At 42.4% G+C, this 25,224-nt stretch carries 17 protein-coding genes; 1 reads left to right on the top strand and 16 read right to left on the bottom strand.

The window, feature by feature from the left end; all coding sequences use genetic code 11:
• The first annotated feature begins 63 nt into the window (after positions 1-63).
• The gene (locus F1644_RS14250; RefSeq protein WP_118303352.1) at positions 64-1,905 is read left to right on the top strand and encodes a vWA domain-containing protein; all 1,842 of its coding nucleotides are present in this window, start codon (positions 64-66) and stop codon (positions 1,903-1,905) included.
• Positions 1,906-1,961: 56 nt separating this feature from the next.
• On the opposite strand, the gene F1644_RS14245 is transcribed toward F1644_RS14250, so the two are convergent.
• The 16 genes from F1644_RS14245 to F1644_RS14170 form a co-directional block, all read right to left on the bottom strand.
• A complete protein-coding gene (locus tag F1644_RS14245) occupies positions 1,962-2,651 on the bottom strand; it encodes a DUF4163 domain-containing protein (RefSeq protein WP_118303350.1) in 690 nt (229 codons plus the stop codon).
• Between the two features lie 71 nt (positions 2,652-2,722).
• Positions 2,723-4,021 (bottom strand): thioredoxin family protein, encoded by a 1,299-nt coding sequence (locus F1644_RS14240; protein ID WP_118303348.1) that lies wholly within the window; start codon positions 4,019-4,021, stop codon positions 2,723-2,725.
• Positions 4,021-4,452, bottom strand: a complete 432-nt coding sequence (locus F1644_RS14235) for a hypothetical protein (protein WP_087419566.1) — start codon at positions 4,450-4,452, stop codon at positions 4,021-4,023. Before F1644_RS14235 ends, F1644_RS14240 begins: the two co-directional genes overlap by 1 nt.
• A 27-nt stretch (positions 4,453-4,479) precedes the next feature.
• Positions 4,480-5,103 carry a fasciclin domain-containing protein gene (locus tag F1644_RS14230; RefSeq protein ID WP_118303346.1) on the bottom strand — a complete coding sequence of 208 codons (624 nt, stop codon included), beginning with the start codon at positions 5,101-5,103 and terminating at the stop codon, positions 4,480-4,482.
• 6 nt (positions 5,104-5,109) lie between these two features.
• Positions 5,110-6,639, bottom strand: coding sequence for a RagB/SusD family nutrient uptake outer membrane protein (locus F1644_RS14225; protein ID WP_118303344.1), 1,530 nt, complete (start codon positions 6,637-6,639; stop codon positions 5,110-5,112).
• 2 nt (positions 6,640-6,641) lie between these two features.
• Positions 6,642-10,106 (bottom strand): SusC/RagA family TonB-linked outer membrane protein, encoded by a 3,465-nt coding sequence (locus tag F1644_RS14220; protein WP_229782388.1) that lies wholly within the window; start codon positions 10,104-10,106, stop codon positions 6,642-6,644.
• A gap of 166 nt (positions 10,107-10,272) precedes the next feature.
• Positions 10,273-11,436: a FecR family protein gene (locus F1644_RS14215; RefSeq protein ID WP_118303340.1), complete on the bottom strand. Its 1,164-nt coding sequence runs from the start codon at positions 11,434-11,436 to the stop codon at positions 10,273-10,275.
• 118 nt (positions 11,437-11,554) lie between these two features.
• Positions 11,555-12,091 carry an RNA polymerase sigma factor gene (locus tag F1644_RS14210; RefSeq protein ID WP_087419561.1) on the bottom strand — a complete coding sequence of 179 codons (537 nt, stop codon included), beginning with the start codon at positions 12,089-12,091 and terminating at the stop codon, positions 11,555-11,557.
• A 109-nt stretch (positions 12,092-12,200) separates the two neighbouring features.
• Positions 12,201-12,884, bottom strand: coding sequence for a DUF4163 domain-containing protein (locus F1644_RS14205; RefSeq protein ID WP_118303338.1), 684 nt, complete (start codon positions 12,882-12,884; stop codon positions 12,201-12,203).
• A 287-nt stretch (positions 12,885-13,171) separates the two neighbouring features.
• Positions 13,172-15,979, bottom strand: a complete 2,808-nt coding sequence (locus F1644_RS14200; RefSeq protein ID WP_118303336.1) for a M16 family metallopeptidase — start codon at positions 15,977-15,979, stop codon at positions 13,172-13,174.
• Between the two features lie 5 nt (positions 15,980-15,984).
• The gene (locus F1644_RS14195) at positions 15,985-17,283 is read right to left on the bottom strand and encodes a thioredoxin family protein (protein WP_158571802.1); all 1,299 of its coding nucleotides are present in this window, start codon (positions 17,281-17,283) and stop codon (positions 15,985-15,987) included.
• A 5-nt stretch (positions 17,284-17,288) separates the two neighbouring features.
• Positions 17,289-17,729: a hypothetical protein gene (locus F1644_RS14190; protein WP_118303332.1), complete on the bottom strand. Its 441-nt coding sequence runs from the start codon at positions 17,727-17,729 to the stop codon at positions 17,289-17,291.
• 19 nt (positions 17,730-17,748) lie between these two features.
• Positions 17,749-18,399 carry a fasciclin domain-containing protein gene (locus tag F1644_RS14185; RefSeq protein ID WP_118303330.1) on the bottom strand — a complete coding sequence of 217 codons (651 nt, stop codon included), beginning with the start codon at positions 18,397-18,399 and terminating at the stop codon, positions 17,749-17,751.
• Between the two features lie 10 nt (positions 18,400-18,409).
• Positions 18,410-20,041, bottom strand: a complete 1,632-nt coding sequence (locus F1644_RS14180; protein WP_118303328.1) for a RagB/SusD family nutrient uptake outer membrane protein — start codon at positions 20,039-20,041, stop codon at positions 18,410-18,412.
• A 2-nt stretch (positions 20,042-20,043) separates the two neighbouring features.
• The gene (locus F1644_RS14175; protein ID WP_317147131.1) at positions 20,044-23,547 is read right to left on the bottom strand and encodes a SusC/RagA family TonB-linked outer membrane protein; all 3,504 of its coding nucleotides are present in this window, start codon (positions 23,545-23,547) and stop codon (positions 20,044-20,046) included.
• Positions 23,548-23,644: 97 nt separating this feature from the next.
• On the bottom strand, positions 23,645-24,796 hold the full coding sequence (locus F1644_RS14170; protein ID WP_118303324.1) for a FecR domain-containing protein: 1,152 nt from the start codon (positions 24,794-24,796) through the stop codon (positions 23,645-23,647).
• Positions 24,797-25,224: the final 428 nt, after the last annotated feature.

The raw sequence follows: 25,224 nt of genomic DNA, 5'->3' as shown, positions 1-25,224 counted from the left end.
AGATTTATGGAATTTCTTTTCGTCTGTCATCTTAGGATAAAATTAATTTAAAAATAACAGCTTATGAAAACAAATAGCGTTTTAAAGAAATTAGCATGGGGATTAGTTATATTCATTGGATTCTCCAATGTCGTTTCAGCCCAAAAGATTCAAGTGAGTGGTAAGGTGATGCTTGCCGCAGATAGTTCAGTATTACCCGGGGTAACCGTCCTCATTAAAAACACAAATATAGGCGTAGTCACCAATTCACAGGGCAACTACACGATACAAGCAAATATAGGAGATACTTTACGTTTCAGTTTTATCGGGTTAGAAATTCTCTATATCCCGGTAAAAGAGACAAAATTAAACGTTTATCTGAATACAGATGACGAAACGGCAATCGTAGGCGAAACCATTGTTACCGGATACAGTGACACACATCGTGCAAGTGCCGTGCTTAAACTCCGTTCCGGGATGCCCGTAACGTTAGCTTCCGAGCAAAACACGGAAGAGTATAACGAATTCGCCACCAATCGCTTCCTGTTGGCATTGGATGAACCTCTTTCCACGTTCTCGATCGATGTGGACAACGCAGCTTATTCTAATGTACGACGTTTTATTAATCAAGGAACACTTCCTCCAGTCGATGCCATACGCACGGAAGAGTTCCTGAATTATTTCGCTTATGATTACCCCGCCCCACGAGGAAATGACCCGGTAAGTATCACCACCGAGGTTTCCTACGCCCCATGGAACACGCAGCACAAACTGGTACATATCGGGATCAAGGCAAAAGAAATTGCCACGGAAAACCTTCCGGCCTCGAATCTTGTATTCTTGATTGACGTATCCGGTTCCATGGATTTCTCCAACAAACTCCCGCTGTTGAAATCATCTTTGAAATTACTCGTGAAACAACTTCGTCCACAAGATCGAGTAGCGATTGTTACTTACGCAAACCAAACAAAAGAAGTACTTACCTCTACCCCGGGAAGTAATAAAGCCAAAATTCTGGCTGCCATCGATGGATTATATGCCAGTGGCGGTACTGCCGGTGGAGATGGAATCCAAAGAGCCTACCGGGTTGCCGAAAACAATTTCATTAAAGGGGGAAATAACCGCATTATCCTAGCCACAGACGGAGATTTTAACATCGGCATTTCTTCTCCCAAAGAACTAGAAAAAATGATTGAAACAAAACGGGCTACCGGTATATACCTGACGGTTTTAGGTTTCGGAATGGGAAATTATAAAGACAACCGGATGCAGGTTCTCGCAGAAAAAGGAAACGGGAATCATGCTTATATTGACAACCTGACGGAAGCGAAAAAAGTATTAGTAAACGAATTCGGAGGAACCCTTTTCACAGTTGCCAAAGACGTGAAGATTCAAGTGGAATTCAATCCGGCTAAAGTTCAAGCTTATCGTCTGATCGGTTACGAAAGCCGCCTGCTGGAAGCGAAAGACTTCAACGATGACACGAAAGATGCCGGAGAAATGGGAGCCGGACATAGCGTTACTGCCTTGTACGAAATCATCCCAGTCGGAGTTAAAAGCAATTTTGCTCCCACCATTGACCCGCTGAAATACCAGAAAACAGGAAAAGATGAAAAGAAAGCCTTAACGGATAGTCCGGAATTATTAACCGTGAAGCTTCGCTATAAACAACCGAACTCACATAAAAGTTCTAAAATGGAAGTAGCCGTTATCGACAAGGATACACCTATAAAAAAGAGTTCCGAAAATTTCCGTTTCTCTGCAGCTGTTGCCGGATTCGGGATGTTATTACAAAATTCGGATTATAAGAACGACTTTACATTCGATAACGTTATCGACCTCGCCAAACAAGCCACAAGCTATGATCCGGAAGGGTATCGAAAAGAATTTATCCGGCTGGTTGAAAGTGCTGCCTTACTAAAATGAACAAAACAAAATTGGCCGGAAAGCTTTCCGGCCAATTTTTATAAAGCAATATCACTTTATTTAATCAACAAATCGTTTTTCAATGCCGTCCGAGGAACAGCAACTTCAGCCACCCCACAAGCATAAGCACCCAGAACATATTGCCCATAAGTGAAACAAACCGAGGTTTTGTTAAAGTTAACGGCCGTCACATCTTTCAACGTGGGATCTGTCGTGAAACAACCTTCTGGATTCTTGAAATTCGCTTTCAACTGGGTATTAATCTGAGTCTCGTTAGTATAATTCAGAATCTCCTGATTCGTCAAGAATTTCTGATTCTGCACGTCATAATTGAAGGTATAGAAATTCGTTATTCCATGCGCACCGCCCGTGAAAGTGTAAACAATCAAGCGCACACTCACGTATTGGTCGTTTGCAATAAACACGCTATCCCCCACCTGCAACTCGTATATCCATGCAGGACGTTCTTCTCCCGATCCCTGCCATGCTTGGAAAAATTCATTCGCATCAGTCTTCAAGCTATCCTGCAAATCATTCACGAACTTCTCAATCTTCTTGTTCAAGACCTCGCAGCTCTTGTTCACGTTCGCATCAGCAGAGGAGAACATGGAACGATTTACCGTAATGTCCCAATTCTCAGAATTCGCCGTAACCTTTTCATTCTTCACGTTTAAATCCTGAACCTTCGGCTGGCATCCCATAAAAACGAATGCCATAAAAACAGCCATAATTAGTGTACTTTTCATTGTGTGTTTTGTTTTTTGTGTGTATTATACAAATGTATAAAATTTAAACACGACCTTGTACGAACTATTTATTATTTTTTCAACAAATCCAACTTCGCCAATTTTCTCTTCAAAGACATCTGAATACCCCTTTGAGTCATTTGATGTTCCAATTGCATAGACTCCATAAAAGCTTGATTATAACACTTTTTTGCCTCATCATATTTCCCTAACTCCCGCGAAGCATCTCCAAGCAAGACCATCAAATTTAGTTTATTCATCAACGGAACATTAGGAGTCTTCAACGCTTCAACAATCCATTGGGAAGCCTTCTCATGCCATTCATTCGAAATCTTACCTCCAGTAGCTTCATACAAAGTCTGTACGGCACTACCATAATCCACGTCATTAGCTTCTTTTCCTAATGCATGAATATATTCCTCTTGTAGATCCATATAGGCTTTAACATCTTTCTTATAATAAATCAAATATTCTCCCTCATACATATATCTGATTCGATCGTAAGGACTTACAGCACGCTCAGGCATCAAATCATAAGCCAACTTCAGATCACCATTCACGCGATCCAAGTATTTTTTATATTCCATTTTCCCCGCCCGAGCCAAACGTGACATTATTTTATTATTGTATTCCAACAAATAACCAGCCGGAGCATTGCCTACTTTCTCCTTATATTCTGCCAGATGATCGATCATCTTTTCCAAAAAAGGATCTTCCTGCCCGTCTATTTTGTGAAAAGTACGAATAATTCTAAAGTCATCCCTATTGACCATTTCTTCTATAGGCTTCTTATCAATATACTTCTTGTACAAATCCTCCACCCTAGTGATCCACTTTTGCTTATCCACGGCTTTCTCCTGTATCCCGACAAATCCCGGGGCTCTCTCCAACAACTTTTGTAATAAATTCAAATCTTTTGAATTAGATTTATATTTACTATACAACGCTTCAAAACTCATCTCTTCACCCGCAGCAACTCTACCGGCTACAATAAAATCGTCCACTCCCATTGTACCTGAAACAGAGGAAATTAATTTTCCATCAGCTTGCATAAATACCAATGTTGGCAATGAACTTACTTTGTATTTTCGAACATAAGTTTTATTGGTAGCGTCTTCCGTATTCACTTTAACACTAATGAATTTTTCATTATAGTACACGCCGACCTCATCTTTCGAAAATACTTCTTTTGCTAATTGTTTACATGGTCCACACCAGTCCGCATAGAAATCAACAAACACGAGTTTACCTTCTTTCTTAGCAACTTCCAAAGCCTGATCCAAAGAGCCTTCAAAAAAACGAATCCCTTGTCCAGACACGTTCCCTCCCAATAGGAAGAAACAAACGATACTAAAATATAACGCTTTCATTACTTTTCTTTCACAATAAATGTATACACATCTGTTAACACCGCACTATAATCTTCATTAGATAAATAAAGTGACACTACATATCTACCAACAGGTAGTTCCGTGTAAAGAGGCAATTCCATTCTTCCACCCCCACGCACTTTAAATTCTTTCAAGAAAATAGTTTCAGCCTCTACGGAAGGAGCTTTCACGCCCGACAATTTATAGCGTATAGGAGCCGTACCCAAAACGCCTTGTATGTTATCCGTCAACCACGGGATCTCCTTTTCAACCCGATTTTTATCATCAACATTTGTCATATCTAATTCTTTACGAATTATCAATGAATCAATTCCGTAACTCGCATTTTCTGTCTTTAAATACCCGATTTTAGTATCGTGACATCCAACAAAAAACAACACTCCGAATAAAAGTAAATATATCTGTTTCATCTTGGTAAAATTCACATATTACAACGATTAAAGCTCTCCTAAAGTATAATTCGGGTGCAGAGAATGTACTACCCCGGTTGTAGGCTCAATGTTACAAGAAGCAATGTCAATATCCACCAAAGTTCTCATCGAACGAATTTTGATGATTACGGCTCCCACATCAATTACTCCATTATAAGGTAATTGTTCCGTGTACACCCACATTTCATTCTTGTTATCTTCTCCGTACATTGTCATGCCTCCAGAAACACTCCCCATGTTAATCGTACCGCGAGGGATATCGTTTAGCATCGTTTTACCTTTTACCACATGAGCCATCACATATTTACGACACTCTTCCGGACTTAAATCTTTCAGACGTTTCGGAACTCCCGTTCCCCCTTCCAGCATCCACCGACGAATGGAATTATTCGTCGGTCCCCAAAAGGTAATCTCCTCGTATCCTTCCACTTCCCCGTTAAACAAATCCTGTAATCCAGCCCGGTCAATCATGATAATTAATGAATCCCAATTATAAGAATCCGAATGAAAATAATCATACATTGTCCCGTCAAATTTCCCGTTAGCTAATCCCGTATTATTCATATTGTAATCCGTTGTACAGGATACAATAGTTAACACTATACTAATTGCCAATAGTATCTTTTTCATATATCATTAATTTTCAAATTTAAACCAATACTGATTTTGTCTCAGAATATCATTCATTGTAAAAGCTTTCGTATGAATCGGTAGGTACAGTACTCCATCTTGAATATCTTGTTTCGTTAGCTCTGCATATACCGGATCTAACTCTATCAAGTAATTATTACGTACGACATCATAGTAACGATGTCCTTCATAGAGTAACTCTTTTTCACGCTCACGGAAAATCGCCATACGAATATCGCTTTCCCCTGCAGCCGGATATTCCGTTGCTTTAGCCCGACGACGGATCACATTTAAATCATCTTTAGCACGAGAATCATCCAGTTTAGCGTAACATTCTGCACGTAACAAATAAATGTCGGCCAAACGCCACATCACATAATCCGCTTTTACACTAATCATATTCACGGATCCCGTAACGGTTGTTTTATAATAACCTTCTCTCCATTTATACACGTAAGCATATCCGCCAGTAGTAGCCGTATTCACTCCTGCCATCGAATCCAATTTATAGAAAAAGCTATTACGACGTTCATCCTTTTCTTCGTACATTTCTTGGATACGGGAAGCTTTCACACAGTAAGAACGAGTTTTTACCGCCGCGGGGGTCGCTGTCGTGTTTACCGGCCAAGTGGTAAAAAAACGAGCCAACGATGTTGTCATCGGATAAGCAGAAGCGTACTCGTCAAATGCCAAAGAAAAAATATTTTCACTTCCATACCCACTCAAAGTATTAACACACAAACTTTCCACGGAAGTCTCCAAACTATATGCTCCAGCCCGCCCTTCAATCAACTCGGTAGCCCAATGAATAGACTCTTCATAAGCCTCCTTCGCATCATCATTCCAACCATATAAATCTATCATAGAACCTTTCCACGCATAGGCATGTGCAAGCAAAGCCGTGGCAGCCCCTTTACTCCCATATTGCTTTGTTGCTAAAGGCTTTCCACTTAAATCGACCAGATTCTCGTATTTCCCCAAAATTCCCTCAGCCAATTTCCCATTACGAATTGCCTCCGCCAAAACTTCTTCTGCCGTACTATTCCCCAGCATTGCTTGTGATTCACTATCCTTCGTAATCACGGCATTTCCCCAATCACGAGCTAAACAATAGTACATATATCCTTTAGCAAAATAGGCTTGCCCCAAATAGAAGTTCTTCCGATCCTCAGTCAAATCCCCTACTCGATGAATATTATCCAGAATTAAATTGGCAAAATGGATCACGTTATAATGTATATTCCAATTGGTTCCGACCCCATTAACCACAGCCGTCGGTAACAATTTTTTTACATCATTATTGGTAGCAGAAGACGTGTAATCATAAATTAATCCCATTTTTACATGCATATTCTCTGCCGCACCCAATGTTTTCATAAAACTATGCATCTGAGCATTTATAGCATTCAAATCTTCTTCACTTTTAAAGAAATTCGTAAAAGTGATTTCATTCTCCGGAGTAACATCTAACACACTATCACACGAGGAAAAAAACATTCCCCAAGCCATTATAACAAGTACGCATATCTTCTTCATGATTAAAAGTTTAAAGTTAAACCTAACGTGAATTTACGTGCCAAAGGATAATTTGAGAAATCATCAATTCCTCCCCTCGCCGGATTTACTGTTTCAGGATCCAAACCGGAATAGTTCGTCAACAAAAACAAGTTCTCTCCCGTCAGGAACAATCTAATCCCTTCTATATTCACCCTTTTCAGCCACTCTTTAGGTACATTATAACCTAACGTCAATTGTTTCAAGCGCAGATGATGAACATTCTCAATGTTTGAAGCATAACACCCATCGAACTGGCCCACGTACCCGTATGATCCCATAAGAGCGGGATAGTCAGCCTTATCTCCCGATTTTGTCCAAAACGTCGCATCTGCCACATTCGTAAACAAAGGTTTATCCTTATATCTCAAGGAAGTGTAACTAAGTGGTGTTGCGTACGCATTCATAATATGACGCCCGATACTATACGTGAACATCACATTCAAATCAAATCCTTTCCACGTAAGTTCACTCGCGATACCACCATGAGCAATGGGAAGAGCCGAATCCACGTACACCATATCGTCCTCATTGATCCTTCCGTTCCCATCCACGTCCTCGATCATTCTCAATCCCGGTACAAAAGGTTGGGTTGGTGATCCACTTGACAAGGGATTCTTATTTCCCCATCGGTCTACAAAAACCGGAATATCCTCTTCACTCTCGATAATTCCTAAGTCATTATAAGCGTATACACCATACACCGGACGTCCGATAACAACCGTACCCAAATCCATCCCCGTGTTAGATTTTTCAAAACGACTCCAGTTTCTGGAAATATTAAATCGAGCACGCCAAGTAAACGGACCATCTCGGAAAATATCAGCAAGAGCTTCTAATTCCAACCCCTCGTTAGAGATCTCTAGAACGTTTTGTAAAGCCTGCGTGTGGTAATAAACATTTCCGGGTAATTCTACTAACTGTAACAAAGAAGAAGAATATTTATAATAATAGTCCAATTTCAATTTTATCCGGTAATCAAACAAATCCACGTCCAAACCGATATCATATTGATCAGATTCCTCCCATGTCAGATCACTGGCTAACATGGTTGTCGGAACAACTCCCATCACACCCATAAAACTATTACTTGCCTTCAATGTTCCCTGAGCTAAATAAGGATCACGAAAAGCTTTTCCTTGTTTACCCCAAGAAGCCCGTATCTTTCCGTAACTCAACCACCAAAATCTATCCATAAAAGATTCTTCCGAGAAAGCCCATCCAACAGCGACAGAAGGAAATGTAGCCCAACGCACATTCTCTCCGAATACCGAAGAACCATCACGACGAATCGTAAATTCAGTCAAATATTTCTTGTTATAGTTATATGCCAAACGTCCAAAGTAACTCAACATAATAGATTCCTCGAAATCTGACTTATAATCTTTCATCGCGGTGGCAGTTCCGTTTATATCTATAATATCTTGAAAATCATCTGTCACGTAATGTAAGTCATCACTTGGAGCCCCTTTACCCGAACCACTCAAAGCATCAGAAGACTCCCGCGTATAGGCCAATCCCAACAAAACATCTATATTATGTATCTCATTAAAAGATTTATTATAACGAAGAAGATTCTCGTTCGTGAACATCGTGGAACTCCCGGTTTCTCCGGTTGACTTACTCAAATTATCTTGATTCAGATAACTCGGTTCAAACGCATTTTTCTTAGATTGAGAGAAGTCGATTCCTAAAGTTGTCGAGAAATCCAAGCCGGTAAGGATATTATAACTTAATCCCATATTCGCACGAACACGATAGGTATAATTCTTTTCTGACGTCTCGTTCAAACGTTTCAATACCTCATCCAACACAGAACCACTACCAGGAAGAAGGGAAGAATTTACTTTCGGGTCAACTGTCAATCCTTCGAAAGCTGTTGCTTGACTAAAAGAGGTATTGGCAGCACCCTTACTTCTATCCGTGTAAGCCAAATAAAGACGAGCATCCAATGTCAGTTTCTCTCTAGGAATAATTTTTAGGTTACTAATCATGTTCACACGAGAAAAATCACTACCCAACATAATTCCGCTCTCATCATACCATCCCAATCCAACCATATATTGGAAATTCTCGGTACCTCCAGATGCCTGCAAATTCGCATTCAGAATTTTACCTGTCCGGAAACTATGTTTCCACCAGTTCGTTGCATTATTATAAAATGGATTTAAACTATCATGCAAGATACGATCTCCATCAATAAACGAATCACTGATCTTTTTACCATTATTCCAAAAATAATCATACACGCCACCGGTTCCGTATACACTCTCGTAAGAATCAGGCAGGATATATCCGTAAGTTGCCCGATCCTGATAGCCAACCCGTCTTGCTCGTAATGCTTGAATATGAGCCAATCGCTCTCCATGCCCGATTACCTGATAAGGTGTTTTCGGAAGGATAGACCAAGATTGAGACACGTTAGCCGTAAACTTTCCTCGACCGGCACGTCCTTTTTTTGTTGTAATCAAAATAACTCCATTACTGGCACGGGAACCGTATAAAGCAGCAGAAGCAGCATCCTTCAACACTTCCACCGATTCAATCGTAGACGGGTCAATTTCGGCCAATGTATTCGTACCTGTTACCGGAGAGGTAAATGAATTTACCGGAACACCATCAATCACGTACAAAGGAGAATTATCCGTCATCCCGTTCATCAACGAGTTATAACCACGAATGGCAACCTGAGAACCACCACCACCAGGAGAACCGGAAATATTATTCACCTCAACTCCAGCCATATGCCCCTGTAATAAAGTCTCAAGACTGGCAGAAGGTAACTCGTCCAAATCCTCGGCTTTCACGGAAGAAACAGAACTGATTAATTCTCGTTTTTTACGCTCGCCATAAGCCACTACAGTCACCTCATCCAAATCGGAAACCTCTTCCTCCATAACCACATTTACCACATTCTCTTTGTCTAAGGCAACTTCTTTTGTCTTCATCCCGACGAACGAAAATACCAATACTTTCGTCGAAACAGGCACTTCCAACTTGTAAGAACCACTAACATCCGTCACAACTCCGATAGTCGTTCCCTTTATGTAGACAGAAACTCCCGGCAAGGTCATTTTCTGTTTATCAACGACCGTTCCAGATATGATTCTCTTTTTTTGTTCCGCTATTGACTGGGCAATCTCGTTAGCTGGTCTCTTTTTAATCACGACTACATTTTTCTCCAAAGAATAAGTATACTCGGTCTTCTGCAAGCAAACACTCATCACACTGTCAATCGACACATCTTTCACGTCTATCGTGATTTTCCCGATTTTATTCACCGCATCCATACTATATACGAACGTCATACCGCTTTGCTTCTCCACGGCAAGAATAATATCCAACATCGAAGCATTTTCCCGCTTCAATGTCAACTTCTCCCCCTGTGCAAACGTATTACTGAATACACCTCCACCTAAAACAAGGATCAGACACAAGCATAATTTCATGCACATTGTATTTTTTCCCCTTTTTTTATCGTGCAGGAGCCACGACCAAAAGTTTTTTTTCATAACTTTGAAGAATTAAATTGATTTTAATTTAAGCAAATGGGTTGCAGGAAATAATCACCACAAAATTTCCTCTACCCGTTTTTTATTTTACACACGCATAATATTAACTTCCACTCATTACAGTTAATATTCTTCCCTTAATGGAAAACTTCACTTCACCCGTCAATTCCAGTATCCTTAACAAAGAATCCACATGTTCGTATTTTTCCAATTTGAGACCGAACTGTTTATCTGCAATATCAGGATTCTGATAGAAAATATCGAAATCATACCAACGAGCCATTTCCTGTAAAATATCGTCCAAACGTTCGTTTTCAAAAACAAAAACCCGTTCCTTTCGCAAACGATAATTATCTCCATTAATTTTCCGGTAGGAAAAGTCTCCCGTATTCTTATGAAAAACAGCCTGCATATTCGGACGTAGTACATTATCTTTCACACTAACCACCCCTTCGACTAAGGAGGTTTCCACCACATCCATATCATCATAAGCTTTCACGTTAAAACTTGTCCCCAACACCTTTACATCAAGCGATGTCGTTTTCACGTAGAATGGACGAGAGGGATCATGATGCACTTCAAAATAAGCCTCCCCCGACAAGTATACCTCACGCTTATTTCCTTTAAAACGTGTTGGGAAACGAATCTCCGAATCTGCAAACATCCAGACGTCAGTCCCATCCGCCAATTTCAAATTATATTCTCCACCTCTCGGAACAATTATCCGATGATACTCAATTTTATCATCAATGATACTATCTATTCCGGAATAATTCAATCCTTGCCCTTCCTCCAAAGTTACCCCGAATTCATTTAATTTTTTTGCTATATTTCTAACCGTATCCAAATCCACAAACAGTCCTCCTGGCAATTCCAATATTGTTTTATGACTTTCGAAATAAGCATCCACGATATATTGCGGACGTTCTAACTCCTCCACACGACCAATATACCAAACAGAAGCAGCAACCATCAAAGGTAACATCAATATCGCAGCATACCAGAACACGTGGTAAATTTTCCCGTGTACCTTTCTTCCGGTTACTTTTCGAATTTTATCCCAACTTTTATTCGCATCAAATGATTCATAAATAGCCTGTTTATCTGCTATATTCTTTTGATCACTAATTTTTGTCAAAAGTTGAGTCCCGTCCGAAGATTCCTCCAAACTCTTTTCCAACTCCAACATCTCCGTATCCGAAAGATCTCCTTTCAAATACCGGGTAATTCTCTCCGCTAATTCTATTGACTTTCTATATTTTTCCATCTGTTTATTACCTTTCACATCTCTAATATGCAAAAAACAAACTTAGGGGTGACTCGAAAATCAATTATTTTTCAATTTTCACCATCATCCAACAACAAAACACTATAAATCAACGATATCAAAGATTCAATAGCATTAAGAACAGAACAAACAAATGTTGTAATTCTTCTCGCAAAAAAGCGTAGGCCTTCCTTTTTTGTGTTTTAACCGTGTTTACAGAAATATTTAATTTTTCAGCAATTTCTTCTTGCGAGTAACCCACCATACTCAATTCCACAACTCGCCTTCGTTCCGGAGGTAATTTATCAATTGCCGCTATGATTTCACGATGAACCTCTTCTTCTATAATTGCATTCAATGCCGACTCCGTATCATCTTCAATCCCGGGGTCCACGTCTTCACTTACCTTATGCTGCCGCAAATAAAAAAGAGCGTTATTGTACAATGATTTGTAAAGATAAGCTTTAAAATACACCATATCCGAATAAATTCCCCGCTTCTCCCAAAGATTTATAAATGTCTCCTGCACTACATCTTCCACCGCCCCATGATCCGAAATATAACGTTTAACAAAAGCACATGACGACTTAAAGAAACTGTCAAACAGCTTTTTAAATGCTCGCTCATCTCCCTTATTAAATTGGTACAATAACATATCACTCCATCAATTCAAGCCTGCAAGATATGACTTTTTTCAAAAATATCAATACAAAAAAAGAGCGATCCTTTCGGATCGCCCTCGTCTTCCCTACAATTCTCCCTATCTATTTCAACAATAAATCACCTTTCAATAACATACGGGGTACGGATATTTCCGCCGCTCCACAATAATGGGCCCCTAAAACCAGTGGATTATAAGTAAAGCAAATATCACCTCCCGAAAAGTTTATCGTGGTTATATTTGCCAACGTGGGAACTTCCGAGAAACAATTCTCCGGATTCTTGAAATTCCGTTGAATCTGCTTGTCAATCTCAGCGCTCTTGTCATAATTCAGAATACTCTCCGGACTCAAAAACTTCTTGTCCTTCAAGCTGTAATTGACCGCATAGTACTCCGTCAGCCCGTTAGCTCCTCCTGTCAACGTGTAAACCGCAAGGCGAACACTGATATAATGACGATCCGCCATGAACACGCTATCCTTAACATCCAATTCAAACGGGATCATCGGCTCTTCCTTCATCTCCCGTGCCTTTTGCAGGTACTCGTTCAATTGTGCCTTTAAATCATTTTGCAAGCTGTCAATCAACCGGGAAATCTCCCCGTTCACGGCCTTACATCCTTGTTCCACCTCGGCTTTTTGAGAGGTAAACACCGGATAGGCGATCGTAATATCAAACTCGTTGGTCTTGTGGGACAAAAAATCCTTCCCTATTTTTATCGTTGCCTCCTCACATCCCGTGAAAAACAACGCCAACAATGCCACGACAAAAGTATAATTCCTCATCATCTCCTTTTCTGTTTCAATTCTGAGGGTATATACGGAGGCTATATACAAAAGTTCGGGTTAAGACCTAAAAAAATAGGAGGGTGTGTCAAAAGTCATTTTATCCTCAAAAAACTCCTCCGTCACTTCGTGCCACCTCCTCTATAAACAGAGGAGGAGCTGGTGACTCTTCCCGAAGACAGGAAGTATTTCAACTCTCCCTCTGTTTATAGAGGGAGTACCCCGAAGGGGGGAGGGAGTTTGAAAAATGACTTTTGACACTCCTCCTTTCACAAGTCACACTCTCTACACTATTTTTCCCAATCGGATAGCGGGTTCGCCTCTTCCGACTTTATTACCCAGTCTCTTACTTTCACATTTTTCAAAAACTTCCGGGCTGCATTACGAACATCCTCGACCGTCATGCTTTCCAGCATCTTGTCAAAAGCCTTATGATTCGTGGCGTCCACCTTGCTTTCGGCATAAGTATTCAACACGTTCATCCAGTAGTCAATGCCGATATTCTCGCCCTGTTGATCCTGCATCCGCCGGATAGAGATCAGAATTGGCGACAATTCGCTCTCCAAGAAAAGCTCATCTTTACTTCTTTCCAACTCGTTATAAATGATCTCCTTCATCCGTTCCACCTTGTCCCGTTGCGTCTCGAAGCCCACCATTAAAGTGGCTTTACGATACGGGAAAGTCATGCAGTTAGCATCCACGTTAACACCATACGTCGCGCTCTCCTGCTCCCGAACGATCGCAAACAAGCGATTCCGTAACATCTGGCCCCAGATCGTCAAGGCCATTTGTTCCTTGTCGGAAAACTTGCCATCATTCTCCAGCATCAAGTTCACCATTCCCTTGTCTCCCGGCATAACCACCTTGAACTCGCGGGCAATCGTGTCGGTATCCACGTCGTAATTACGAATGATATATTCCTCCTTCTTCCCCTTGCGAGAAGGCAGCGAGCCGATATATTCACACGTCAGGCGGGCGGCCTCGTCCCGGTCAATATCACCCACGATGCAGAACGTAAACTCTTTCGCGTTCGAGAAACGTTCCCGATAAAGCGACTTCATCCGCTCGAAATTCATCTTGTCAAAATAAGCCGCTCCCCAATCTCGGTTACGATCGTCAATACGAGTCGTCAACTTCCGAATCGAATCCTGAACCAGATCCTGTGGGGTTTGACGACGATTCTCGTACATGTATTTAGCACGTTCCACGTACTTGTCAAACTGAGGTCTCTCGAAACGGGGTTCCTCGAACATCAGGTAATATAACTGGAACAACAACTCGGCATTGTCTGCTTTCGTACTACCAACAAAACCCTCCGTGTAATCACTCACCATCATGTTCAAACGAATCTGTTTACCCTGCACGAGATCCTTCAACGTGTTCAGGTCATACTTGTATAGTCCGGACTTCATTGCCAAAGCCTGCATCGCTGCCAGCGTCGGTAAATCCTCAGCATCCACCACGGAACGCCCGCCATGACTGCTACAAGCCATGGAGAAGAAACCATTCCCCTCTTCCACGTACTTGTAAAACACCCTAGCCCCGTTGGATAATGTCCATTCTTCCGCCTTGAACCGGTCCAGCTTTTTCACCTTCTTGATCGTTCCCCCTTGGAGTTTCAGGTCAAATCCTTCCGGGGTCTTCCGCTCGATCGTTTCCGGCTGAATGTCCTTTTCGGCCACCTTCGCCATGACATCAAGCGCCTGATCCTTGGTCAAATACTTGTAATCCTTGTCATTACCGGACACCACGATAATCCGGTTCGAATCCGTAGCCCACGAATGAATCCAAGTGTTCATATCTTCCGGCGTGATCTCCAGCAAAGCCTCTTTCAAAACGTCCAACTCCTCGCTCTGCTCCCGGAAAGGTAAACCACTCAAAAAATGCGACTGGAACACGCTCACGTAATACTGGTTACTCTCCTTCTCTGCGGCTCTCTCCATCTTTTGCAATTCCTGAAAAAGCGCTTCCTGTACCCGTTCCACTTCCATGTCCGAGAAACCGAACCGTCGAATCTCCTCCCATACCGTCCACACCTGTTCAAACGCCTCGGCATCTTTATCTTTATAAGGAACGATGTCTAGCGAGAAGCCATTGTAATTCCGCACGAAAGACCCGAACTCTGCCGATGCACTCAAAAACTTCTCTTGGTTGGCATTCACGATACGTGCCAGCCGTTGCCCCCAGATCGCATTAAAAATGCGAGCCTTAAACGAGTAAGATTTCCGTTCCAGTTCATCCAAACCATTCACCCGGCGCGCCCGTTGATGGAAAGAAATCATCTTCGAGCGGTTTTCCGGATCCAAAATCAACATGTAATCCAAATCCGCCCGGTCGGGGATCTCCACCTCGTACCGTTCCAGCGGGTTCACCCGTGCCGGGATCTGCCCGAACATCTCTTTCACCTTGCTCTCGTACTCCACCTCGTCAACATCCCCCACGATAATCACGCATTGCAAATCGGGACGATACCATTTGTGGTAAAATTCACGTAACACGTCGTACGGGAAACTTTTCAATAATTCCACCGTGCCAATCACGTTACGCCGGGCATACTTCGTGTGGTTATACACCACGGGAGCGCTCCCCTCTTGCAAACGTCGTCCCACGTTATAATGACTTCTCCACTCCTCGATAATCACGCCCCGCTCGTCATCAATATCCTTCTCTTTTAGTAAAATCTCGTTACACCAGTCCTTCACGATAAACATACACGTATCGACCAATCCCCCGTCAGCCGTGGGCACATCCTCGATATTATACACGGTTTGATTGATACCAGTCCGGGCGTTAAACGTGAAAATACCTTTTCCCCTCAAGTAAGGCATCACGCCTTCCGGGAAATGAGTCGTCCCATTAAAGGCCATGTGTTCCAGAAAATGCGCCAAACCGTTTTCATGATCCTCTTCCAGGATGGAACCCACGTTCTGCAACAGGTAAAAACTCACCCGTCCCGGCTCAGCCTTAGAATGTTTCACGTAATAAGTCAACCCGTTCTCCAACTTCCCGTAACGCAAACCCTCCATTCCTTCCTGCGCTGCCAAGGGGGCGAAAGTCGTGAAAAGAAATATCGTAATTGTAAATAATAATCCCCTCATACCTTTTATTTTGCTAATTCCAGCGCCTGCAACTTCCGCTTGATAATCATCTGGATTTGGGCCACCCGCATCTTGTTCTCAATCTGCAATGCCTCCATGTATCCTTGGTTATAAGCCTCTTTCGCTTTATCAAACTCTTTCAACGCCTTGTAAGTATCACCCAACATCGTCACGAAATTAATCCGGTCAATCAAACTCGTTCCCTCGTATTGCATCGCTTTCACCAGCCAATCCTTTACCTGTCCCAACTGCTCATTATTCAATTTTCCCTTACTCATGACGTACATATTCTGGGCAATCTCTCCGTAATCATTCGCCCCTACCTGATCTCCCAAAGCGGCAAGATACTTATTCATCAATTCCACGTAGGATGCCACATCTTTCTTGTAAGACAACAAATACATTCCGTCATAATAATATTTGAACTTCTCGTAAGGAGTCAATGCGCCCGTGGGCATGATGGCATAAGCAGCCTCCAGTTCCCCGTTAATTCTTTCCAAGTATTTTTTATACTCGTCCTTACCGGCTCTTGCCAATTCTCCAATAATATTATTATTGTACTCCACCAACAAAATCCCGGGAGCCTCGCCCAACTTGTTCATGTAAGTTTCCAAATTCTTCACCATGAATTCCATCACCGCATCATCCTTCACATTCTTCTTGTTAAACTTACTTACAATCTGGAAATCCTCTTTATTAATAAACTCCGGCCCCATCTTGGCTTTTGCGTACTCGTTGTACATCTTTTCAATTCGAACGATCCACTTTTGGGCTTCCATCCCTTGGAAACCACCCACGTACTCAGGTGCCTGTTTTAACACCAATTGCATATCGGCCAAATCTTTCTTGGATTTAGCCCGGTCATACAATTTCTCGAAGCTCAATTGTTCCCCGGTAGCCACCTTTGCAGAATTCAAAAAGTCAGCATTATCCCTAGCCCCGGCCAAACGAGATACCACGCTGGCATCCCCTTTGAAAAAGATCAAGGTCGGCAGAACCGTCACGCTAAACTTCTCAGCCGTTTCCTTTTGCCACCCCACTTTCTCCACGTCAATCTGCATACAGACAAAATGCTCGTTCATGTATTTTCCCACTTCCTCATCCGTGAAAATCTTTTCTGCCATCTGTTTACATGGCCCGCACCACGTGGCGTAGAAATCCACGAACACCAATTTCTTCTCCTGTTTGGCTTTTGCTAATGCTTCATCAAAAGTTCCTTCAAAAAACTTAATTCCTTGGCCTTGGCCAGATATACTCCACCCCATAAACAGGGTGAAGCATATCATCATCACATACTTTCTCATCACGATCATTCAATAATAAATGTAAATATATCAGGTAAAATAGCCGAGTGGCCTTCATTACTTACTTTAAGAGTTACCTTATAACGTCCTTTGGGTGCTGTCGGTCTCAATGGAACCTCCATCCGGCCATGCCCCCTCACAACAATCTCTTTCACAAATAAATCCGCATCTCCCCCCTCTGTAGCCTCCACACTTACGAACTCATACTGCAACGGTTCTGTTCCTAAAACGCCACTAATCGCATTAGTCACCCATGGAGAATTATTATCAATCCGGATCTGATCATTGGTTTTAGGATTCTCCTCTGCCGTCACTAATTTAGCCGGAATAGTCATCGTATTCGGAACATACTCTGCATCTTCAACCTTCAAAAAACCAATCTTGACATCATGACACCCCATCAATGCCAGCATGGATATAAATATAAATAGAATAAACTGTTTCATATCTTATCTTTATCAATGATTAAAACTGTCCCAAAGTAAACGCATACGCCAAGGAATGCACGATACCGTTTGTCGGCTCTATATCCGTTGAAGCCACGTCAATTTTATTATTCATGGACTTTCCACCTCTTACATACAGAACGACCGGTCCTGCCTTCGGAGTCTTCTCATAAGGTTCCTGAAAAGAATATACCCGAAACTTCGTCCCGCTGGCTGATGTAAATACCACTCCAGATTCTTCATCATCATCTGTGCCTCTTGGAATATCTTTCACCTCATACTTACCTTTCACGATATGACTCAATATCAACTGACGGCAATACTCCTCTCCTTCACCCTCAATAAACTCTTTCACGCTATGATACACATAAACCTTCTGCCAAGTAGGACTCCACGTGAATTTATCGTATATTTTCCGACGAATCGAGTGATTGGTCGGTCCGAAAAAGGTGATCTCTTCATATCCCGCTTTCTTCCCCGTGAAATACTCCTCTAACCCCAAGTAATCGATAAACATTAAAAGGGAATCCCAATTGTAAGAATCCGAATGTAAATACTCGTACATATTCCCCGGGAATTTTTTCTGAGCCAATCCTGTATCGACTGCATTATATTTCGTACAACCAACAAATGACGATACGAGTAATCCTAATAGTACTATTTGTTTCATATCTCTTTTTCTAATTTATATATTGTGCCCAATATGTATTTTGTCTTAACACACTATTATTCTTAAACGCGGAATCATGGATCGGGTAAAAAATAGCTCCCATTTTCACGTCTTCCAACGTCATCGATTTGAAAGTTGTCGGCTGCAAATACGTGTTGATATATTCCATCCCGTTTCGTACGACATCATAGAACCGATGTCCTTCCATCAGCAATTCACGTTCGCGCTCGTGGAAAATAGCATACTTCAACCCCTTCTCGTCCCCGCTACTGTTCGGGTAAGCCTTCGCATGATTATGACTTCTAATCTCGTTCAAATCAGCTTTTGCCAAACCTTCCTCACCCACTTTAGCGTAACACTCGGCACGTAACAGGTAGATTTCGGATAAACGCCAATAAGAATAATTGGACTTCATCGCTTTTAATTCCAATTGATTCGGGTTATAAGCATTTGCTTCATATACCCCTGTCCGCCATCTATACGGGAAAGCGTATCCCCCCGTGATCTCGTTGACTGCCTTCCGGACACTATCACGCTTATGCAGCCTTTGCTCCTCGGTATATTTATCTTCCGTGAACATCAGCTCTACCGTGTCCGTACTATAATAAGCATATCGATAAAAATAAGCTTGAGGACGTAAATCCGATTCATCGTACAATGATTTTATTGTTGAATAAGCAATCTTCTCATCCTTCAGATATTTATGATCACTCGCAGAATAGTCCAAACGCAAAGGATAACCGATATATCTCTTCCCGAACAAATAAACCGAGAAGATATACTCGTCCTGCATATCCAAGGTATATTCAAAGATCGACTCCGGGTTATTCGCCTCGTTATCAGAGAAAAGCTGACTTAACTTCTCCGGATCACGCACCAGCGTGTAACTTCCGGCCTCTCCATTTATCAGGTACCCGGCATACTCGATGGATTTATTATAACAATCCTTTGAATCGCCTTCAAGCTCGAGAAGATCGATCATACTCCCTTTCCACGCATAAGCATGAGCAAGCAGGGCACAAGCATTTCCTTTGCTACCAAATTGTTTGGAATTAATCACAGCACCCAGTCGATCCACCACAGCTTCTTGAACCGGCAACATTTTAAAAGCCCTCGTGGCATTAGCGATCACCGTATCCAAAACCTCCAACACCGGCTTCTTCCCGTAAGCTTCTGATGAAGAACTATTCCTAGTAATCGGCACCTCGCCATATTCACGACTCAAGTAAAAATAAGTCAACGCCTTTGCGAAATAAGCCTGAGCCCGGTAAAAATCCAACCGTTCCGGGGTAACATTCCCCTTGGCATTATGCATATTATCCAGTAGCACGTTGGCCAAGTATATTCCCCAGTAGCGTTCTGTCCAATCGGCGGAGCCGGTTCCATTACTTCCGACCACTTTTACTGGGTCCCATGCTTGCAGTAAAGAGGATGTCGTTTCCATAATGTCCCCCATACCGGCTTGTCCCCCGGCCCCTCCGACACGCCACACGTAACTTTGCATTTGATATAGAGTTATTTCCAGATCCTGTTCCGTCTTGTAAAAATTATCAAACGAAACTTCCGTTTCCGGCTCTACATCCAACAGGTTGTCACAAGAAGCAAACAACCCGATCAGTAAAATATAGAGTATTTTTTTCATAACTAAAATTTAAGCGTTAAACCTAATGTCACCTTCCTTGCGCTCGGGTAATTGTCCATTCGATCCAAACCGTCCAACACATCCACGTTCTCCGGATCCAAGCCGGAATAATTGCTCCACAAGAACAGGTTCTCTCCCGTGAAGAAAACACGCAATCCCTGCAAATGAATTCTTTTCGCCAAGGCCGCCGGAAGATTATATCCCAAAGTCAACTGTTTCAAACGCAGAAAATTCACTTTCTCAATATTGGAATCAATCAAACCATCGTATTGCCCGTAATTATCACTATAAACCGAGAATAATGCCGGATAATCCGCACTATCACCCGATTTTTCCCAGAAAGTAACATTCCGGTAATCCTCAAAAACAGCCTCCAATTTATTTGCCTTAAAATTCAATGCCCCTTTTCTAAAGATATTGATCATCTTTCGGCCTAAAGAATAATTAAACAACAGGTTCAAATCAAAACTTTTCCACTTGATTTCATGGGCGATACCTCCATAGGCTATAGGCAAGGTTGAACCGGCAAAATATCTATCATCGTCAGAAATAATTCCATCCCCATTCAAGTCATCAATCACGTTCATCCCTAACCGAGTAGGCTGCGCCATACCTCCGCAACCTAAGAATTTCGGGTTCCCTTTTGAATCATAATAAACCGGGACATCAGACTCGCTTTGAGCCATCCCTAGATTTCTATACACACATAACTCGTTGGCCGAACGTCCAATCACGAGTTTCTGGCTAACGTCCATTCCCGTATTTGTCTTTTCCAAACGATTCCTGTTCCGAGAAGCGTTAAAACGCATCCGCCATTTCACGGCCGTCTCGCGCAAGATGTCGAGTTGTGCCTCCAACTCGATTCCCTCGTTAGAAATCTCCAGTGCATTATCCCACAAATATTTGTGATAATAAACCGTTCCGGGCAGATCAACCTGCCACAACAAAGAACTCGTGTATTTATAATAGTAATCCATCTTCAATTTCAACCGGTAATCGAACAAGTCAACATCCAAACCAAGATCATATTGGTCGGATTTTTCCCAAGTCAAGTTCCGATTCTCCATTTGAGAAGGGACCAATCCGGCAACACCCAAGAAAGAATCCCCTTCACCGATGACTCCTTGCGCCAAATAAGGAGCTTTGAAAGTCTGTCCGGAAGTACCCCAAGAACCCCGAATCTTACCGTGACTCAACCACCAGAAATTCTTCATGAAAGCCTCATCCGAGAAATTCCATCCCAAAGCAACGGAAGGGAAGGTTGCCCAACGTACATCTTTACCGAAAACCGAAGAACCATCCCGACGTAAAGTAAATTCTATCAAATATTTTCGATCCAAGTTATAGGCCACTCGACCAAAATAACTGACCATCACTTTCTCCTCAAAATCTGAATTAAAAGCCTGCATCGCCTTCATCACCCCATTGATCTCTTTCAGGGTAGGCATCACCGAAGTCACGTAATGAATGTAGTCACTAGGAGCTCCCTTTCCGGAACCAACTAGACTATTCTTCGCTTCACGTGTGTAAGCAAAACCGAACAACCAATCAAAATTATGACGCTCCTTCAAACTAAAATTATAATGCAGCAACTCCTCTGTTTGAAGTAGCACGCTCCCTTGCATCTGCCCGTACGAAACGCTCAACCCATTATTAAAATCCATCGCACTGGGTTCAAAACGATTTGCCTGAGACTGGGAATAATCGATTCCTAACGAACCCGAAAAATCCAACCCCTCAAGAATTTTATAAGCCAAACGAATATTTGAACGGATATTAAAATTATACTTCTTTTCCGAAACATCATTCAAGTTCTGAAATATTTTATCATAAACCTCCCCTTCAGCACCCAGCAAAGTTGAGGTACTTTTAGGACTCACGGTCATTTGAGCAATATTGTGGCTTCCTAATCCCCCGGAAGCCATACTCATATCTGAATAAGAGAGAGCCAGACGAACGTCAAAAGTAAGATTCTTCCGCGGGATCAAATTCAAATTGGTAATCAAATTCGCACGAGAAAACTCAGAACCCACGTTGATACCTTTCTCGTTGTACCAACCAAGTCCGACCATGTATTTCACCCGTTCCGTTCCCCCGGAAGCCTGAAGGTTCGCATTCAATGTTTTCCCCGTATGGAAAGCATATTTCCACCAATTCGTGGAATTATTATAAAACGGGTTCAAACTATCTTGTAACGCCCTGTTTAACATAGGAGCATTAATCGCATTTGAAATACCATTTTTCCAGAAAAAATCATAATACCCTGTCGTTCCCATAGCCTCTTCCGGAGAATTAGGAACATGTGCTTGATTATTGGCATCAAAATAAGCCACCACCACGTGTTTGGCCGCCTCCAACCACCATTTCCGCTCCCCGTTTCCTTGAATTTGGAAAGGAGTTTCCGGGTACCACGTCCACGAATAGGAAGCATTTGCCTGGAAAGTAGCCTGCCCGGCCTTACCATGTTTCGTGGTAATCAAAATCACCCCGTTGCTAGCACGTGAACCGTATATTGCTGCCGACGCCGCATCCTTCAATACCTCCACCGACTCAATCGTCATCGGGTCAATTTCCGCCAACGTATTGGTACCTGTCAAGGGTGAGGTAAACGAATTAACCGGCACCCCATCCACCACGTACAACGGAGTATTATCACTGACACCATCTACCATTAAACTATTGTAACCGCGAATTGCAACTCGACTACCGCCACCACCGGGAGCACCGGACACGTTATTCACCTCGACTCCGGCCATGTGACCTTGCAGTAGGTTTTCCAAACTGGAAGAAGGAACTTCCTCCAAATCTTTTGCCTTCACGGATGACACGGAACTGATCAATTCCTTTTTATTACGTTCTCCATAAGCGATCACAGTAACTTCATCCAAGTCAGAGACCTCCTCCTTCAGCATCACGATCAGCTCATCGCCGGCCTTAAACGTTTTCACTTCTTGTTTGAAACCCACGAAAGAGAATATCAACTTACCTTTCGAAACAGGTAACGTCAAGGAAAACAACCCGGCTGCATCCGTGGAACATCCCACCGTGGTACTATCCAAACGAATGGTCACCCCGAGGAGCGGTTGTTTCTTTTCGTCGATCACCTTTCCCTTGATAACAAATTTCTTTACCTCCTTCTTTTCATCCTTAGCGACAGAGGGTTTTACAATAATAACATTCCCCTCAAACAAAAAATCCAAACCCGAAAAAGTACGTTTCAATAAAATTTCCACGGCCTCATCCTTGGCGGACACGGAAATGTTGTTAAACGAGACCAAATCGGCATCATTGTACACGAAAAACAAATTCGTCTCCTTCTGAATTTGTTTAAACAATTCCATCGCACCAACATTTTTCACGTCCAACGTCACCCGCTGTTCTTGCGAGAAACTACTGGCTGAAATCGTCATGCTGGTCATCGTCATCAAAATAAATAACAACCTCATGATTTTCAATAAATTCTTTTTACCATAGAAATAGTAAAAACTTTGTTTTTTTTCATACATTTGATTTTTGAATTAAAAAACTACTTGAGCAAACATTGTCGCATTTGTTCGCTCATATTGATTTAGATTCCGGGAAAGTAGCCGCTTTTCCGGAATTTTATTTTCGCACGATTATCACTCTACCTTTTATCTCGAACTGCACATGGGATGTCTTCTCGATCAGAGACAACAACCCATTGATTTCCTCGTAACGGGGCAAATACCCGCTAAACCGTTCGTTTCTTACCTCGTTATTCACAAAGAACACCTGAATATCATACCACAACGATAGTTCATCCAGTATCTCGCCTATACTCTTGTTCTCGAAATAATAATTTCCTCGCTGCCACGCCACGTAAGACATCACGTCAACATCCCGGACCGACACCCGCCCCGCGAGCTTGTTAAACACCGCTTGCTGGTTCGGTTTCAACATCACTTCCGCCAATCCCTTCGGTTTCACCGACACGGAACCTTCCACCAATGTCGTTTGAATCTGGTCATCCCGACGAGTGTTCACGTTAAACTGCGTTCCGTACACCTTCACCTCCATCCCGTTCGCCTCCACGATAAACGACCTAGTGGTATCCTTCGTCACCTCGAAATAAGCCTCTCCTTCCAACCGTACCCGTCTCTCCTTACCCGCAAACTTCACCGGGTAACGAATCTCCGTCGCCGCATTCACCCACACTTTCGTCCCATCGGCCAGCATGATCGTGTACTCTCCCCCTTTAGGAGTAATCAACCGATTCTGTAAATTAACACCCTTATTATCCAAAGAATCCACGTAAACCAACGCTTGATCATTCGTGTGAATCGTCACCCCGTCAATCTCTTTCAGTGTCATCCGGGAAGTATCAAGAGCAAGGACTTTCCCGTCATTCAACACCAACGTCGCTTTTCTCACGCCATGCTCGATAGGCCCGATACCGTAATCCACAACGTCCTCCACGGGCTGCCTTGTCCAAAGCAACATTCCCGCAATAATCGGTAATGTCAACATCGCCGCGTAACTCACCACCTTCAACCACACCCGTCGTCCCCGTCTCCGGTAGGCCTCGTCAACTCTCGTCTCGAAATCCCGTTTAAATTGCTTCTTTGCCTCCACGTCCAACTGGAAATTCTCCCGCCTCGCCACGAAACGTTTCATCTCCTCGTAGAGCTGCCGATGTCTTTCCGATTCATCCAGCCAAGCCTCCAAAACCAGCCTATCCTCCTCATCCAGTGAAGAAGTAAAGCTCCGTTTTATCAACCTCCAATCCATTTTCATAGTATTTTTCTAAAAATTTCGTCCCTATAACACGAAACCTTGAAAAATGTTTACAGGAGAAATGAAAAAATTTCAGAATTTTATCTTATCATTAAAATCAAACCTTCCATTCACGAGTGATACCGTTTTTTTTGAAACTCGATTATCCCCCGCAATTTCATAAATGTTGCGAACGAGATAAATCCAAACTAATGTAAAAAATCGTAATTATAATTTCATCATCCAGTTATCATATTGCGAGCCGCTCCCATTCCGCTCCCATTCCTCCCCTATCCCGCTCCTATAACAATAACAAATATTTGTATTACGATAGGATATATTAACATTCGGCTTGGTCTATAATAACAATTTAATTGTGACATGATAACCATACCCGGCAGAAGCTTCCCCCGAGATCTCGTTTTTCAAGGACAAAAACAGCTTACCCG

It is taken from the genome of Butyricimonas paravirosa (genome assembly GCF_032878955.1).
Classification (GTDB): Bacteria; Bacteroidota; Bacteroidia; order Bacteroidales; family Marinifilaceae; genus Butyricimonas; species Butyricimonas paravirosa.
Note: the sequence above shows the minus strand (reverse complement) of the source record. Positions and strands in the feature narration are given on the sequence as shown.